Origin of the sequence: Neobacillus cucumis, from assembly GCF_016908975.1 — a bacterium.
In the GTDB taxonomy this organism is placed as follows: Bacteria; Bacillota; Bacilli; order Bacillales; family Cytobacillaceae; genus Neobacillus; species Neobacillus cucumis.
The window spans coordinates 227,476-243,595 of record NZ_JAFBEX010000005.1 but is presented as its reverse complement, the minus strand read 5'-3'; the positions used below and the strand labels follow the sequence as shown (position 1 = coordinate 243,595).

General features: G+C 38.1%; 15 protein-coding genes. All 15 read right to left on the bottom strand.

Going from position 1 to position 16,120, the window contains the following annotated elements; translation table 11 throughout:
- Positions 1-4 precede the first annotated feature (4 nt).
- The 15 genes from JOC76_RS08800 to JOC76_RS08730 all read right to left on the bottom strand — a co-directional run bounded on the left by JOC76_RS08800 (position 5) and on the right by JOC76_RS08730 (position 15,940).
- Positions 5-775: an amino acid ABC transporter ATP-binding protein gene (locus JOC76_RS08800; protein WP_205177220.1), complete on the bottom strand. Its 771-nt coding sequence runs from the start codon at positions 773-775 to the stop codon at positions 5-7.
- Positions 772-1,482 carry an amino acid ABC transporter permease gene (locus JOC76_RS08795; RefSeq protein ID WP_205177219.1) on the bottom strand — a complete coding sequence of 237 codons (711 nt, stop codon included), beginning with the start codon at positions 1,480-1,482 and terminating at the stop codon, positions 772-774. The genes JOC76_RS08800 and JOC76_RS08795 overlap by 4 nt, the downstream gene beginning before the upstream one ends.
- Before the next feature lie 15 nt (positions 1,483-1,497).
- Positions 1,498-2,205 (bottom strand): amino acid ABC transporter permease, encoded by a 708-nt coding sequence (locus JOC76_RS08790; RefSeq protein ID WP_205177218.1) that lies wholly within the window; start codon positions 2,203-2,205, stop codon positions 1,498-1,500.
- A 27-nt stretch (positions 2,206-2,232) separates the two neighbouring features.
- Positions 2,233-3,063, bottom strand: coding sequence for a transporter substrate-binding domain-containing protein (locus JOC76_RS08785; RefSeq protein WP_205177217.1), 831 nt, complete (start codon positions 3,061-3,063; stop codon positions 2,233-2,235).
- A gap of 114 nt (positions 3,064-3,177) precedes the next feature.
- Positions 3,178-3,456 (bottom strand): glutaredoxin family protein, encoded by a 279-nt coding sequence (locus tag JOC76_RS08780; RefSeq protein ID WP_205177216.1) that lies wholly within the window; start codon positions 3,454-3,456, stop codon positions 3,178-3,180.
- Between the two features lie 318 nt (positions 3,457-3,774).
- Positions 3,775-5,109, bottom strand: a complete 1,335-nt coding sequence (locus JOC76_RS08775) for an LLM class flavin-dependent oxidoreductase (protein WP_205177215.1) — start codon at positions 5,107-5,109, stop codon at positions 3,775-3,777.
- 198 nt (positions 5,110-5,307) lie between these two features.
- Positions 5,308-6,621 carry an LLM class flavin-dependent oxidoreductase gene (locus JOC76_RS08770; RefSeq protein ID WP_205177214.1) on the bottom strand — a complete coding sequence of 438 codons (1,314 nt, stop codon included), beginning with the start codon at positions 6,619-6,621 and terminating at the stop codon, positions 5,308-5,310.
- A 38-nt stretch (positions 6,622-6,659) separates the two neighbouring features.
- On the bottom strand, positions 6,660-7,718 hold the full coding sequence (locus JOC76_RS08765; protein ID WP_205177213.1) for an LLM class flavin-dependent oxidoreductase: 1,059 nt from the start codon (positions 7,716-7,718) through the stop codon (positions 6,660-6,662).
- Positions 7,719-7,734: 16 nt separating this feature from the next.
- Positions 7,735-9,756 (bottom strand): ABC transporter ATP-binding protein, encoded by a 2,022-nt coding sequence (locus JOC76_RS08760; protein ID WP_205177212.1) that lies wholly within the window; start codon positions 9,754-9,756, stop codon positions 7,735-7,737.
- Positions 9,757-9,768: 12 nt separating this feature from the next.
- Positions 9,769-10,659, bottom strand: coding sequence for an ABC transporter permease (locus tag JOC76_RS08755; protein ID WP_205177211.1), 891 nt, complete (start codon positions 10,657-10,659; stop codon positions 9,769-9,771).
- Positions 10,660-10,672: 13 nt separating this feature from the next.
- On the bottom strand, positions 10,673-11,599 hold the full coding sequence (locus JOC76_RS08750; protein ID WP_205177285.1) for an ABC transporter permease: 927 nt from the start codon (positions 11,597-11,599) through the stop codon (positions 10,673-10,675).
- Between the two features lie 30 nt (positions 11,600-11,629).
- Entirely contained in the window at positions 11,630-13,279 is a 1,650-nt protein-coding gene (locus JOC76_RS08745) for an ABC transporter substrate-binding protein (protein WP_205177210.1), read from the bottom strand.
- A gap of 70 nt (positions 13,280-13,349) precedes the next feature.
- Complete coding sequence (locus tag JOC76_RS08740) at positions 13,350-14,366, bottom strand: LLM class flavin-dependent oxidoreductase (protein ID WP_205177209.1); 1,017 nt, start codon at positions 14,364-14,366, stop codon at positions 13,350-13,352.
- Positions 14,367-14,522: 156 nt separating this feature from the next.
- Positions 14,523-14,855, bottom strand: a complete 333-nt coding sequence (locus JOC76_RS08735; protein WP_205177208.1) for a hypothetical protein — start codon at positions 14,853-14,855, stop codon at positions 14,523-14,525.
- 182 nt (positions 14,856-15,037) lie between these two features.
- On the bottom strand, positions 15,038-15,940 hold the full coding sequence (locus tag JOC76_RS08730; RefSeq protein ID WP_205177207.1) for a LysR family transcriptional regulator: 903 nt from the start codon (positions 15,938-15,940) through the stop codon (positions 15,038-15,040).
- Positions 15,941-16,120 lie beyond the last annotated feature (180 nt).

Genomic DNA, 16,120 nt, shown 5'->3' with positions numbered 1-16,120 from the left:
TCTTTTAATTTACTTGCTCTTTTAAGGGAGTAAAATATGAATCACCCGATATTCGTTGTAAGAATCGGCGAGTCCGGTCTTCTTTTGGTGCATTAAAGATCTCTAAGGGGGTTCCTTCCTCCACGATTACACCCCCATCCATAAATAAAACGCGATCAGAGACCTCTCTAGCAAAACTCATTTCATGTGTAACCACAACCATCGTAATACCTTCTTGTGCTATTTCTTTAATAACAGATAGCACTTCTCCAACCAATTCTGGATCTAATGCAGATGTTGGTTCATCAAAAAGAATTACCTCTGGATTTAATGCTAAGGCTCTTGCAATCCCAACTCTCTGTTGCTGCCCCCCTGATAATTGCGATGGATAGAAATGTAATTTATCACTAAGGCCGACTTTCTCCAGTACCTGTTCACTTACTACTCTGGCATCCTTTTTCTTTACTTTTTTTACAACAATTAAGCCTTCCATTACATTCTCTAATACGGTCTTATGAGCAAAAAGATTATAATGTTGAAAAACCATCGCAGATTGTTTTCTAATCGACAACATGTCTTTTTTCTTCGCCTTTTCAGCATTGATCTGGATATTGCCAATTTGAACAATTCCCGCATCGGGTTTTTCTAAAAAATTCAAGCATCGCAGTAATGTTGTCTTCCCTGAACCACTCGGCCCAAGAATAGTAACTACCTCACCTCGATTTATTTTAAGATTAATTCCTTTTAAAACCGGCAATTTGTTAAATGTTTTTTGTATTTCTTTTAAAATAATCATGACACGCCTCCTCGACTATACGATGTCACCCTTTTTTCAAGTAAAAATGAAATTCCCTCCACGATAACCGTTAGTCCCCAATAGATAATCCCTGCAGCGATAAACGCCTCTAAAAATTTCAAATTGGTAGAAGCAACAATATTGGCAGCGCCTGTCAATTCTTTTTCTGAAACAAGAAAAGCAATAGACGATGTGTGTAAAAACCCAACAAAAATATTTGTAAAATTAGCTACCGATTGTGCCAATGCTTGTGGAAGAACAATTCGGAACATTGCTTGAAACTGAGTCATCCCTACTGAATAAGCAGCTTCCAATTGACCATTCGAAACACTGATGATTCCTGAGCGTATAATTTCGGATAAATAGGCACCTGCTGCTAATGACAAGGCGATTAAAACAAATAGAACAATAGGAATCTTGTTAGATTGGATATTTAAGTCATACTTTGAAGATATTTGGTCAACTATTAAGGGGATTCCGTAATAAATAATCATAATATGCATGATAATGGGAGTTCCTCTAAAAAAAGATACATATCCATTTGCTACTTGATATAATAATTTGGTTTTATAGATTCTGACAAACGCTACAACAATCCCAATTAAAAAACCAACCACTAATGGAACAATAGTTAATATTAGCGTAATTGGAACTGATTTTATGATTTCCTTAAAAGCGATCCAGATAAAAGGAAGATCAATCGCCATGTATATTCCCCCTTACTATGAAGCAGCTGAAAGTTCTGCTTTCTGATAACGATTGAAATATTTTTCTAGATTTTTAAATAGCTTCTCAAAGATTAGAACAACAGCATAATAGATAATAGAGAGGGATAAATACACTTCCAGGGCATGAGCTGTTGCTGAAATGAGCGTATCCCCTCTACCCACCATATCCATCACACCAATGGTAAAAGCAAGTGAGGTATCCTTTAAGGCTCCAATCACAGAGTTTGCTAAGTTTGGAAAGGCAATCCGTAATGCCTGAGGTAAGACAATTCGAAAGAAGTTTTGAGAGCTGGTCATTCCAACTGAATAAGCTGCTTCCGTCTGCCCTTTATCAACTGCACGTATGGCTCCTCGAAAAATTTCTGAACAACCTGCACCATGACTAATGGCATAAGTAATAATGACAAAATAAATCGCATCTAGCTTTGAAATATCAATGTCAAAGATCATTAGAACAGCAGGCAACCCATAAAAGACAAGGAATAATTGAATTAAAATAGGTGTTCCCCGAATAAAAGATACATATAATATCACCAGTTGATTTAATAAAGGAATTTTAAACAACCTCGGTATAGCGGCTGCTACACCGAGGATCAGTCCTAGTAAAATAGATACTGCTAAAATCTGAAGAGTTACCCCAAGATAGTGCAGAAGTGTTGGTAAAAACTCAATAATTAATAAAGGATCAAATGCTTTCCCCATTATTAGATACCTCCCAAAACAAGCTAGTTAAAAGTTGACGGTGTAGTCAGCTCCTAACCATTTTTTACTCAATTCGCTAACGACTCCTTCTTTTTTCAATTCAATGAGTGCTTCATCAATTCTTTTCTGAAGTGGTGTTTCATCTTTTCTTAGAAGGAAATATACTTTTGAATTTAAGAGCGGTTCACCAACTACTTTTTCTTGTGCATCCACTGACTTATTCAGGAAATCAACGGCAAATGGTGTTGTGATCGTAGCATCGGCTCTACCTGTTTTTATTTGATTAATGGTTGAATCTGGTCCATTTCCTGCATAAACAATTTGGATTCCAGCGTTATGTTCCTTGTTGTACTTTTCGATAAATACGGCTGAATTACTAGTTGCACTAACGATAACCTTTTTGCCTTTTAAATCTTTGATTGAATTAATTTCATTGTTATCTTTCTTAACTGTGACATCAAGAGGAAAGATATTATAAGGTTCTTTATTAAATAAAAACTTTTTCTGCCTCTCTTCATTTACTTCCATTTGGTGGGCAATAAAATCAATCTTATTTGTTTCCAGGCTTATTAATAGGTTGGAAAAATCCATTGTTTTAAATTCAAATTTGTATTCTGGCAGCTTTTCATCAATCTTTCTAACTAGTTCCACATCATAGCCGGTTAACTTTCCATTCTTGTCAATAAAGCATACATTCGGAAACTGCGTCCCTGTTCCGACTATTATTTTTTGAACTTTTGTTTCCCCCTTCGAGTTATCTGAACTTGCCTTTGAAGTTGTTTTGGTTTCTTGGGAAGAGCATGCACCTAGCAATAGAGCCGCAAGTAAGGTCATGCTCACTAAAATTTTTTTCTTCATATTTCTAACCCCCGCCGTTTATTTACTGTTTTTCTTCCGACACTACACTAATGGATCCAAGGATATGTAGTATAACGATCTATTAACCTAGTAAATACATTAATTTAGTCGGAATTAACCCAAAATATTACTCTTATTAAATTTTTCTAGTACTTCCTCAATATATTCAACGCCAACTTTTGTTACAGCTTGATACACTTCTCCCTGGCCAATTTCCACCACAGGTACATGACGGACACCATATTTTACTTCCAAGATATCTCTTCTCTCGTCATGATGCGTAACATCAATGGTTTCGTATTTGATACCTTTATCCTCTAAATATTGTTTTACTTCTCCGCAATAATGACAACCTTGTTTAGCCCAAACCACAACTGATAATTCTTTTTCCATCTTTAATTCCTCCATTTTTGTTCATCTCTGTTAAATTTAGCTGTTGATTTCCGCTCCAGGTGCTCGCTTTCCGCGGGCGTGCCGGGGAGCCTCCTCGGCGCTGAAGGCGCCTGTGGGGTCTCCCCTGCCCCGTACTCCCGCAGGAGTCGAGCACCTTCCGCTCCAATCAACTGATTATAAAAAAACAAATGTCGTTAATTGTGCCTATTTTTTAATAAAATAGGCTCTCTATTTAAGATTGATCTTCTTAAAAAGAGAGCCTCTAGTTGTCTAGCCGGCAGATATTTTGATTATAAACGTGTTGTTTATTTTGTTTTATCAATGCGTAATCACCTTTTTAGCATAACGGTTTTCTGGAAACGAAATTCCTAGGTTACCGCGTAATGTGTCAGCCTCATATTCTGATCTAAATAACCCTCGTTTTTGTAGAATTGGCACGACAAAGTCCACAAAATCATTCAATCCATTTGGAACAGCGGAACCAACAATAAATCCATCAGCGCCACCTGCTTCAAACCATTCTTGGATAAGGTCAGCCACTTTTTCTGGCGTTCCGATGAAAGTCGGTTTTGGTGTAGTCTCTTGTAATGCGACTTGGCGAAGAGTTAAATTTTGTTCCTTCGCTTGACGTTTGATTCGATCCGTATGACTTTGGAAACTATTTTTACCTAAGTCACCTAGTTCAGGAAACGGTGCATCGAGTGGATATTGCGAGAAATTATGATGCTCGAAGTATCGACCTAAATAATCGAGAGCTTTATCAATTGAAACAAGATTTGCAATTTCTTGATATTTTCTTTCAGCCTCTTCTTCTGTTGCGCCAATAATAGGTGCGATTCCTGGAAGGATGGCGAGTTCCTCTGGGTTTCTTCCCAATGCTTTTGCCCTCTCTTTGACATCCTGATAAAAGGCTTGTGCCGCTGCTAATGTTGGATGGCCAGTAAAGATTGCATCTGCTTCTTTGGCTGCAAGATCCTTTCCTGCCTCTGAGGAACCGGCTTGAAAAATAACGGGTCTGCCCTGCTTTGATCTGGCAATATTCAGCGGTCCTTGTACAGAGAAAAATTCTCCTTTATGATTCAATTGATGTAATTTATCTGGATCGAAAAATACCCCAGTTTCTTTATCACGAATAAATGCATCATCTTCCCAAGAGTCCCAAAGTCCCTTCGCTACCTGCAAATATTCAGCAGCAATCCGGTACCGTTTTGGATGATCAGGATGTTCTTCAATCGTTTTATTAAAGTTTAATGCCGTTTTTTCTAATGGTGAAGTCACCACATTCCATCCTGCCCGACCATTACTGATATGGTCAAGTGAAGCAAACTGTCTTGCCACATTAAACGGTTCACTATATGAAGTAGAAAGTGTTCCTACCAGACCAATTTTTGACGTGACCGCGGCTAAAGCAGATAAAATCGTTAGTGGTTCAAACCGATTCAAAAAGTGTGGAATCGACTTCTCGTTAATATGCAAACCATCCGCAATAAAGACTAAGTCAAATTTCCCCTCTTCTGCTTTCTGAGCTTGATTGGTGTAAAACTCTAAACTGACACTTGCATCAGCTTGAATATCTGGATGCCTCCATCCTGAAATGTTTCCACCTACTCCATGAATAATTGCACCAAATTTTAATTTTTTTTGATTAGACATTGAAGATCCTCCTTTTTAATTCTTAGTTATTTGATAGGAATACTTTTTTATTCTTGTGCTTTATCCTATCATGTAAGAATTAAGAATTCTATACTTTACCTGATAGAAAAACATATTCTTTATATTGATAAAATCTATCAAAAAAGATTCATTTAATGGTTGTAATATGTAGAACTGCCTAGCACGATTGTTGTAAATTTAATTTATAGGAAGCAGATTGTAATGCTCCCTTAAAGTAGTACCTGAATAATCCGTTCTAAATAACTTTCTACGCTGCAATTCTGGTATGACGAAATCGACAAATCGTTCGAAATCAGGATTCATTAATTGCGGCATAATATTAAATCCATCAGCAGCACCGTTAAGGAACCACATTTCCAGTTCATCTGCAATACGTGTTGGTGTACCGGTAATCGTATAATGCCCCCTCCCTCCACCTAAACGTATGAGTAACTGTTTAAGTGTAAGATTTTCTCGCCTGGCCAATTGTATGATTAATTCTGTACGGCTTTGGTGACCTTGTATCTCTTGAATATCAGGAAGATTCGGCAGCGGTTCATCCAAAGAAACAGATGTTAAATCCACTCCAATTCGATTAGAAAGCTGAATTAAGCTATGATTGAAATTCATGAATTCTGCTAATTCAGCTTCTCTTTCTCTGGCTTCTTCTTCTGAATTAACGATAATAAAACTAATTCCCGGCAATATTTTTACTAGATTGGGATTTCTTCCGTTCTTGGAAACTCTTTCTTTTACATCTTTATAAAACTCCCTAGCATCTTCAAAGGTTTGCTGTGCAGTAAAAATGGCATCCGCATATTCTGAAGAAAACTTCTTGCCATCTTCTGATGTTCCTGCTTGGACAAGTACAGGTCTTTTCTGCGGCGATCTTGGAATATTTAACGGTCCACGAACCTTAAAAAATTCTCCGTGATGATGAATTTCGTGTACCTTTTGTTTATCTGCAAAAATTCCGTTCACTTTATCTGCTAAAATGGCATCATCTTCCCAACTATCCCAAAGTTTCATTGTTACCTCTAAAAATTCTTTGGCCTTTATATACCGTTTTGAATGATCCGGAATCCGATCGAGATTAAAATTCTGCGCTTCCTGATCAGTTCCAGAAGTAATGATATTCCATCCGACACGTCCATTGCTCAAGAAATCGAGTGATGAAAATCTGCGCGCCACATTATAGGGCTCATTAAAACTGGTTGAAACTGTTCCAATTAAGCCAATATGTTCTGTTACGGCTGCTAATGCTGATAATAGTACGGTTGGTTCGAATGAAATAAGTGAACCATTTTCAACTGCTTCTGGAGAAGTTGAAATACGATCTGCCAGAAAGATAGAATCCATTTTTGCCTTTTCTGCTTTCAGAGCTAAACGATAATAATAACTAAAATCCATGATTTCTTTAGGTTCTGCCTTTGGATGACGCCAAGCGACCTCATGATGTCCCATATGATATAAAAATAAATTTAGATGCATGGTACGCTTCTGATTGCTCATGGGCCCCCCCTTTCCCTACTTAGCAAGTAATCTGTCCATTAAGATTTCACAGCAGGTTGTTCAATTTCCCAAACGGTACTTGGAATTTCGCTTTTTAGCACTGGAATAACCTCTGTAGCAAATCTTTCAAGCTGCTCATATTGTTCATCCTTGCTTAATCCACCCACACTAATACTTTGGACTTGATGTCCAAATGCTTGGTGGTATTTTAGAATCTTTTCTATGACAAAATCAGCACTTCCAATTAGTGCTGAACCATTTTGTATGTGATCCTCTAAATCTTTAAATGGTGATTGATTATGTTTTGCTGCATCCGTATTCATTTGAATATCATAGTAAGGTCTGAATCGGTTAATTGCTTCTTCAGTTGTGTTAGCCAAGTACAAACTGCCAGCTCCAGCACCTACGATCGCTTTCGTTGAATCATATCCATAAAATTCGAGTCGTTCACGATAATGATCGATTAATTCCTTATATTTTGCCATCGGATGAAATGCATTCGATGAAAAAATGGGTTCCCCATTTTTTGCGGCAAGCTCAGTAGAAAGTGGACTTGATGCGCTGCCATGCCAAATAGGAATCTGTTTTTGAAATGGTCTAGGTTCTGTCGTTACATTATTTAGCGGTGCCCGATACGCTCCTTCCCAAGAGACATTTTCCTCGTTCCATAAACGCTTAAGAAGTTCATACCGCTCTGCAAGGGACACCCATTGCTCTTCCTCTGTTATCCCAAATAACGGGTAATGGCGTGGATCATTGCCTTTACCTATCATCATTTCTAATCTTCCGCCTGATAAATGATCAAGAGTAGCATAATCCTCTGCCACTCGAACTGGATCGAGTACACTCAAAACCGATACGGTTGGCAGCAATCGAATTTTTGTAGTTTTGGCCGCAATAGCGGTTAACATGACGGCTGGTGAAGAAGATAGAAATGGAGCACCATGCCGCTCGCCTACTCCATACCCATCGTAACCGAGTGATTCAGCAAGAACAGCCTGGTCAATCACTTGTTGAATTCTTTCCTGTGCAGTTAGAATCTCTCCTGTCACACCATTTGGGTGGTTACTCATCAAATCAAACAAAACAAATTTCATAATCTTTCCTCCTGAGTTAAATCGGATTATGGCATGCAGCCCAATGCCCTTTAGTCACTTCCTTAAAAAGAGGCTGTTCTTCACGGCATCGTGCAGTCGCTGCCGGGCAGCGGGTATGAAATCTGCACCCAGTTGGCGGGTTTGCCGGTGATGGGATTTCTCCACTAATGGATATCCGTTCTCTGGACCGAGTTGGATCGGCAACTGGAATCGAATCAATGAGACCTTTTGTATAATGATGGGCAGGATGTAGGAACAATTCTTCACTACTGGCCACTTCCACCAATTGACCTAAATACATCACGCCTATTCGATCGGAGATATGCCGAACAATATTTAATCCATGAGCGATAAATAAATAGGTTAAATTCCGCTCTCTCTGCAAATCCTGCAATAAATTAATGATTTGAGCCTGAACTGAAACGTCTAATGCTGATACGGCTTCATCAGCTAAAATAAACTTGGGATTTAGTGCAATCGCTCTAGCAATCGCAATCCGCTGACGCTGTCCGCCTGAAAATTCATGTGGATATCGATCATAACTATCTTTATTGAGACCAACAATTTCTAATAATTCTTGAACTCTTTCATTCTTTTCTTTTACGCTGAGTGATTCGTGAACTTGAAGAGGCTCTCCGATAATATCGCCAATTTTCCAGCGAGGATTAACAGAACCATATGGATCTTGGTAAATGACCTGCATATTCCTTCTCTTTTCACGTAATTCTCTTGGATGTAATTTAGACAAGTCCTGCTCCTGAAAGAGAACCTTTCCGCCTGTAGGTTTCTCTAATTGCAAGAGGACGCGACCCAATGTGGATTTACCGCTGCCTGATTCTCCAACTAGCCCAAAGGTTTCCCCTTCATAAATGTTAAAGGACACGTTATCAACTGCTCTAATAAAAGATGGCTGACGAGAAAAAAGTTTTTTACCAACAGCATAATATTTACTCAGGTCCTGAACCTCAAACAATGTTTTACGGGTTTCTTCTCTAATTATCTGAGTCTTTTCTCTTTGAGTTTCTACGTCAATGTCGAAATTGATTTTTTCATTATTGAGATTTTCTAATATTTCTTCTGAATACCAGCAGGCAGTGTGGCGGTTATTTACCTCCATTAATGGTGGTGCTTCACTCTTGCATCGTTCTGTTGCAAATGGGCAGCGTGGATGAAATAAACACCCAGAGGGCAAATTCGCTAACGTTGGAATCGATCCATTAATCGCGTACAATTTCTTACTCCTATCACTATCCAATGTCGTAATGGATTGCAATAACCCATATGTATAAGGATGATAGGGCTGTTCAAACAATAGCTTAACGTCCGCATGCTCAACTATCCTGCCTGCATACATGACAATGATTCTGTCTGCCATTTCTGCTGCAACTCCCAAATCATGGGTAATTAAGAGAATCGACATTCCCATTTCTTCTTTTAATTCCTGGAGAAGCTGTAATATTTGTGCTTGAATGGTAACATCAAGCGCGGTAGTCGGCTCATCCGCGATAAGTAAATCTGGACCACAAGCAAGTGCCATTGCAATCATAGCCCGTTGCAGCATTCCTCCGGACAACTCATTCGGGTACTGGTTCAAGCGTATTTCAGCATCAGAGATCCCTACTCGCTTTAGTAAATACATAGCCCGCTCTTTTGCGTCCAACCTACTAGTTTGCTTATGTTCAAGAATGGTCTCCGTAATTTGGCTTCCAATTGTAAAAACAGGGTCAAACGCGGCCATTGGTTCTTGAAAGATCATCGCTATTTTTTTTCCTCGGATGGATCGAAGTCTTTTTTGCGGAAGATTCGTAAGGTCGATACCATCAACAACAATACTTCCCTCTGATATTTTTCCATTCTCATAATCTATAAGTCTCATAATGGCCTTTGAGGTAACCGTTTTGCCACTGCCTGACTCTCCGACGATACAGACCGTTTCTCCAGGTTTCATATGCAATGTAACATCTTTAATAGCTGTTAATGGGTTATTGCTACTGGTAAAATCAACCTTTAAGTCCTTTATTTCTAGTAATTTTTCCATTTTACTCACCCCTTACCTCACTTTGTTCGCTTTTGGGTCAAAGGTATCGCGAAGTTTATCCCCTATAATGTTGATGGAAAGAACAAAAAGAGTAATGGCTAGACCTGGAAAAGATGATATCCACCATGCCACTGTTAAATATCCTCTTCCTTGTGATAGCAGTGCACCCCAATCAGGTATTTCTTTAATGGTCCCAAGACCCAAGAAACTTAATCCTGACCCGATTAAAATGGATGTCCCAAGACCTATTGTCCCCATAACAAATAAAGGTGACCAGGAATGCGGAAGAATATGCCAGAAGAATATTTTCCAACTTGATGTTCCAATCGAGCGTGATGCATCTACGAACTTTCTTTTCTTAATACTCATCATTTGACCTCTCATCACACGTGCATATCCCGGGATGGCCGATGCCGCTACTGCCAATACAATATTAAGTAAACTTGGACCAAGGGCAGCGGCAATGGCTAAAGCTAGTAGTATACCAGGAATCGTCATTAAAATATCGATGACCCTCATTAAGACTAAATCAACGATTCCGCCAATATATCCCGCCAACGCCCCAATACTTCCACCTAAAATTCCACCGATTAGTACGGATGTTACCCCAATAATTAGCGAATCTCGACTTCCATAAATCACAAGGCTAAATACGTCTCTCCCAAAATAATCGGTCCCAAACAAATGCTTGACATTTGGTTTACTTAAAATTAGCTCTGTATTCATGTAGGTTGGAGAAAACGGTGCGATCCACTTTGGAAATAGAGCACATGCAATAAAAAAGAGGACAATAAAAATGGACAAGTATAAAAATAGATTTCCTAACGTAAAATTAATTTTCCATTTTTTCACCGTCCACTTTGGAACCCGCACAATGGTTTCAACATTAACGATTTCTTTCATTTATTTCTCTCCCTTAATGTGATCTCCTTACCCGTGGATCAATAATGGAATAGGATAAATCAACTAATAAATTAATCACTACATAAATGATGGCACTGAAGAAGACAACACCCTGAATGACAGGTAAATCCTTAGCCATGATTGCATCTGCCACAATTCTGCCAATCCCTTGTCTAGAAAACACGGTTTCAATTACTACAGTCCCCGCCATTAATTCACCGATATGAATACCAATTATCGTAATAGCTGGAATAAGTGCATTTCGAAGAGCATGTTGGTACATGATGATTCTTTCAGAAAGTCCCTTTGCACGAAGGGTGACGATAAATTGCTCATTAATGACTTCCAGCATACTCGTTCGAACCATGCGAATAATTAACCCCGCACCGACAAACCCAAGTGAAATGGATGGAAGGACAAGTGTTTTCCAGCCATCCGATCCCATCGCAGGAAACCAGTTTAAAAATACGGAAAAAAATAATATGAGTAAGATTCCAGACCAAAAGGTTGGCATTGAAATACCAAACAAACCAATTAATCTTGCTATAAAATCAATCCATTTATTTTTGTAAATAGCCGATAACACTCCAAATATAAGCCCAATCACTATAGAGAGTAATGCACTGCAAAAAGTTAAAGCGAGTGTAGCTGGAAAGTGTTCTAATACTTTCGGTAGAACAGGCTCACTATTTACGATTGATTGACCAAAATTTCCATGAAGAACATTCACAAAATAATCAGAGAATTGTAAATAAATCGGTTGATCAAGCCCCAGTTCCTTGCGTAAATTGGCTACCGTTTCGGGTGTTGCCGTGGAGGGATCCAGCATCGAAAGCACTGGATCCCCGGGCAGCAGATAGATAATGAAAAAAACAAGGATAAGGGAGCCAAAAATGGATACAACAGCAGTTGAGATTTTCAACAGGATTTTATTGAGAATTTCCATATTATTCAGCTCCATTTCGTTTGCTTATTTTATATTGACATCATTGAAGAGTGGATAACCTAAAGCATCAAATTTAATTCCATTTACAGTTTTAGATGCTGCAACGGTATAAGGGAATACATAAATAGGGATAATCCAAGCTTGGTCAATGATTTTTTGTTGTACTTGTTTATATATCTCTTTACGTTTTGCTTGATCCGTTTCTACTGTTCCTGCTTCTAACAATTGATCTATTTCTTGATCAGAACCACCACCTAACCGTTTCACTGCTGCCTCCTCTTGAGGAGTTGTTGAATGGTAAAAGGCGCGTAATGCATTGGGGTCTGAATTAACCTGGCTATTTCCATAGATATCATAATCAGCATTTTGTAGAATTACGGAAGCAATGTCCTTGGTAATATTGATTTCTACCTTTATGCCAATCTTCTTCAATTGCTGCTGTACCATAACAGCAATATCATTTCTTTTCTCACGGTTTGGAGTTCCATCAACATATTTTAATGTCAATTTCTTTCCATCTTTTTCACGAATACCATCCGATCCTTTTACATAGCCAAGCTCCTCGAGGAGCTGATTAGCCTTCTCTATATCTACTTTGGTGCTATTTTCAAGCGATTTATCATAACCCAAAATACCCGGTGAAAGTGGAGACCATGCTCGTGAATAGGTATTTAGGTAAAGTGTTTTTACAATCGCATCGACATCAACCGCAAGCTGAACTGCCTTACGCGCCTTTACATTATTCCATGGTGCCCTTCTCTGATTAAAGAAAAGTGTATAGGGTAAACCAATTGTATTTACTTGAAGCAATTGAGTTTTTGGATCATTTTTTAATGAAAGAATATTTTGTGGTGGCACCGTTTCAGCCGCAAGCACTTGATCTCTCTGGACGCTACCAATACGAGTTGCCTCCTCTGGAATGATTTTAAAGGTGATTTTATCAAGATATGGTGCGTTTTGGTTCTCTACAATGGAAGGACCCCATTGATAATCTTTATTTTTTTCGACTACAATATCTGCATTATCTGTCCAACTGACAAATTTATATGGTCCAGTTCCTACAGGGTGCTTACCAAACTGATCACCATACTTTTCTGCTGCTGTCGGGGAAACAATTCCCAGCATTGCCTGGCTTAAATTACTTAAAAACGCCGTTGAAGGAGTTGCAAGATTGATTTTGATTGTATAATCATCAATCACTTCTGATGATTGATACGGTTTCAAAAGGGCAACTGCATTTTTTGCCTGAGTTTTTGGATCGAGAATCCGGTCATAGCTATATTTCACAGCTTCAGCATTAAAGGGTGTTCCATCCTGAAACTTCACGTCTTTACGCAGTTTGAATGTATAAGTTTTACCATCATCTGAAACTGTCCATTCTGTGGCAAGCCACGGCTTTATCGTATTATCTGGTACCTGCACAACTAAGCTATCAAAAATAGTTCTGAATGCACGAACAGCAACTGCTAATCCGCTTCGTGCAGGATCAAGTGAATCAGGAGATGTTGCAAGTGCATAGGTTAATTCACCACCCGATTTCGGCTGTGATTCTACCTTCCCGTTTGTTTCTTGTGAACTACTATTTTTTGTACTAGTGCTGCTTGCACAGCCTGATAATAGAAGGATCAATGTTAGTAAACTAGGTATTACCTTTTTCCAATGTCTTGGTTTCATATCAGACGCCCCTTTTTTTAATGTTTACTCGGATTTTTAATGAAGACTTGTTATGTTTACTAGGATGAATTTAACTATTAATAGGCTGAATATTTTTATTAGCAGAATATAAAGGGCTTAACAGCTGGAATGATTGAAATCTTTCGACCACTTGTTCGATTGGTGTATGTAAAATAAATTCATCCACCCGATATTTTTGTTGAAGTTGTGTAAAAATTTCATTTACATATGCAGGTGTTCCTAAAATAATATCTGCTTCGTGTTCGGATATTTCATAGGCTTCACCCGATTGATTCCCAAACACTTCGGCTTGTTCACGTGATTGTACCGTCACCGAACGTCCGCTTTCAAGGTGGACTTTTACTATTTTTCTATTCCCCACTAGCTGTTCAGCTTCAGTTTGCGTAGCTGCAGCGACAACGGCTAGGGCAATAATTAATCTTCCACTCGGAAAACCTTCTCGATACAGATTCGCTGCCTCTTCTAGTACCCGTTCATCACTATTGATAAATTTAGCGAATACAAAAGATATTCCTAACTCAGCTGCAAGACGGGCACTATTAGTACTTGCACCGAGCAAAAAAATTTCAGGCTTTGTCTCAGGAATAGGTGTGGCTTGGATACCTGCAAGAGGATGATCATCACTGACAGAATCTTCAATTAATTGTTTCAAAAAGGATAGCCGTTCTGAAAAATCCTGCCCGTCATTATTGGTCCCAAACTGAAGCGCCTTCGTTGATAATGGAAGTCCGCCTGGTGCTTTCCCAACCCCTAGATCGACTCTACCAGGTGCCAAGCTGGATAATACATGAAAGTTTTCAGCCACCTTGTAAGGACTATAGTGCTGGAGCATTACACCCCCCGATCCAATTTGAATTTTTGAAGTTTGAGCTAATAAATTCGAAATTAATACTTCTGGTGACGAACCAGCTAATTGTTTGGCATGGTGATGTTCAGAAACCCAAAAACGTGTGTACCCCCATTCTTCTGCCTTTTGCGCTAGTAATACTGTTTGCTGTAACGCATCAGATGCAGTAGTTCCAGGAAAAATCGGACTTTGATCTAAAATACTTAACTTGTAACTCATTTGTAGTTTCCCCCATTTTTATTCCGACTTAACTCATTTGTAAAGTAGGATTTTATTGATTGTTTTTTATCCTATCACTGAAAATATGGACCTAGCAATACTTTCGTTGATAGGAAAAAAGCAGTATTTGATTAATAAAATTTATCATCGAAACCTCTATCCATTATCCTTTATAAAGTCATTTAGCCTTTTTGAAAGACCTCCATGACCAAATTTTAGAAATTTTGATTGATGTGGCTCGTTTAACTCACTTTTTACTGAATCTAAAAAGGCTAAAAGATGAATTCTACGGTTGTGGATATTAACCATACCATATTCATAAAGCCATTGATCTATCATATTGTAAATTCCCCGATTGACTCTATATTGTTGATTACACCATATAAAAAAATGTAAATCAGGCAAATTGAGATATTTATAGGTTTTAAAGGTATGATCCCTTTTGGTTTTAATAAATGACCACTCATCACATACATTTTTTGCTTTCATTCTTTACAACCTCCTTGTAAAACTTAAAACCCAGAATACTCACTTGAATAGTCGGATTTAAAGTATTAAAAATCGTTTATTGAAATGCTAATAGGTTAGTATTGAGATTAATCCTAACACTACTGAAATAAGGAAGACAATAAGTTGACTGATAGAAAAATTTATTTTATATATTAATCATTTTAATTTATTGAAAAAACACTGCCATTCTCGAACTCTTGAACAGATAAAAGAAAATCATCCCATTCCTTTTGAAAAGCAAAACCATTACTTAAATGAACGGCAAAAATAGGCTGGTTTATTTCAAATAGATGAGAAATATCTATCTCGATAAGTTTCCCCTGTTGCAGCTCCTCTATAATACTTAAGGATGGTAAAAATCCGATGCCATTTTCGCTTAATATCATCGATTTGGCCACTTCGAGGTGATCAACAAGGAATTCGATTTTTGGTTCGATATTTGCAACTTCAAATAAATGATAAACACGATTCCAATCGAAAGCACCACATTCAAAAAATACCATCGGTTCATTGGCTAATTCTTGAACAGAGATTGTCTCTTGAAACTGAAATGGGTGTCCTGGATAAACAACTAATTTCACAGTATTGTTTAATAGAAGGTTCTTTTGAATCCCTCGATGAGAAACATCTTTCATGAAGGCAATATCAAGCTGCTTCTGTAAAAGTTTATCAAGGAGTACCTCATTTGGTGCTGAAATAAATTTAAACCGAAGTTCGGGATGTGCCTTCTTTAAGAGGGGAAGAGCATAAGGCATAAAATACTGAGATGTAATGATATTTGCCCCAATGACGATTTCTTCTGGATGCTCTTCCCTTTTTAATAATTTCTTCCCTTGTTGATACGTACGGATAATTTGCTCTGCATAAGGTATAAACGCTTTACCTTCCTCTGATAATGTTAAACTTCTCCCCTTTCGTAAAAATAAATCGATCCCGAGATCCTGCTCTAGTGTTTTAATTCTGGCGGTAACCGTCGGTTGAGATAAAAACAAAGCTTCTGCTGCTTTATGAATGCTTTCCAAATGAACCACATACATAAAAGCTTCAAGATTATCAATATTCATTTCCTAATCCCCCTTCTTATAGAATATCCATTAAGTAATAAAAAAGGCTCCTCAACGCCATTTGCGTTGAGAAGCCTTTGGTTGACCAATCAGCTAAGTATCATTTAATTTATTCTCTAAATTTTAACCCAATTAATCCCATAAGTAAAGTAGGAATAATGTAAATTTCATATTAATCTT

Excerpts from the sequence above, each read along its gene's own strand:
- JOC76_RS08760 (WP_205177212.1), bottom strand. The coding sequence starts at position 9,756 with ATGGAAAAATTACTAGAAATAAAGGACTTAAAGGTTGATTTTACCAGT.
- JOC76_RS08775 (WP_205177215.1), bottom strand. The coding sequence starts at position 5,109 with ATGTCTAATCAAAAAAAATTAAAATTTGGTGCAATTATTCATGGAGTA.
- JOC76_RS08790 (WP_205177218.1), bottom strand. The coding sequence starts at position 2,205 with ATGGGGAAAGCATTTGATCCTTTATTAATTATTGAGTTTTTACCAACA.
- JOC76_RS08730 (WP_205177207.1), bottom strand. The coding sequence starts at position 15,940 with ATGAATATTGATAATCTTGAAGCTTTTATGTATGTGGTTCATTTGGAA.
- JOC76_RS08780 (WP_205177216.1), bottom strand. The coding sequence starts at position 3,456 with ATGGAAAAAGAATTATCAGTTGTGGTTTGGGCTAAACAAGGTTGTCAT.
- JOC76_RS08800 (WP_205177220.1), bottom strand. The coding sequence starts at position 775 with ATGATTATTTTAAAAGAAATACAAAAAACATTTAACAAATTGCCGGTT.
- JOC76_RS08795 (WP_205177219.1), bottom strand. The coding sequence starts at position 1,482 with ATGGCGATTGATCTTCCTTTTATCTGGATCGCTTTTAAGGAAATCATA.
- JOC76_RS08745 (WP_205177210.1), bottom strand. The coding sequence starts at position 13,279 with ATGAAACCAAGACATTGGAAAAAGGTAATACCTAGTTTACTAACATTG.
- JOC76_RS08785 (WP_205177217.1), bottom strand. The coding sequence starts at position 3,063 with ATGAAGAAAAAAATTTTAGTGAGCATGACCTTACTTGCGGCTCTATTG.
- JOC76_RS08735 (WP_205177208.1), bottom strand. The coding sequence starts at position 14,855 with ATGAAAGCAAAAAATGTATGTGATGAGTGGTCATTTATTAAAACCAAA.
- JOC76_RS08740 (WP_205177209.1), bottom strand. The coding sequence starts at position 14,366 with ATGAGTTACAAGTTAAGTATTTTAGATCAAAGTCCGATTTTTCCTGGA.
- JOC76_RS08765 (WP_205177213.1), bottom strand. The coding sequence starts at position 7,718 with ATGAAATTTGTTTTGTTTGATTTGATGAGTAACCACCCAAATGGTGTG.
- JOC76_RS08770 (WP_205177214.1), bottom strand. The coding sequence starts at position 6,621 with ATGAGCAATCAGAAGCGTACCATGCATCTAAATTTATTTTTATATCAT.
- JOC76_RS08755 (WP_205177211.1), bottom strand. The coding sequence starts at position 10,659 with ATGAAAGAAATCGTTAATGTTGAAACCATTGTGCGGGTTCCAAAGTGG.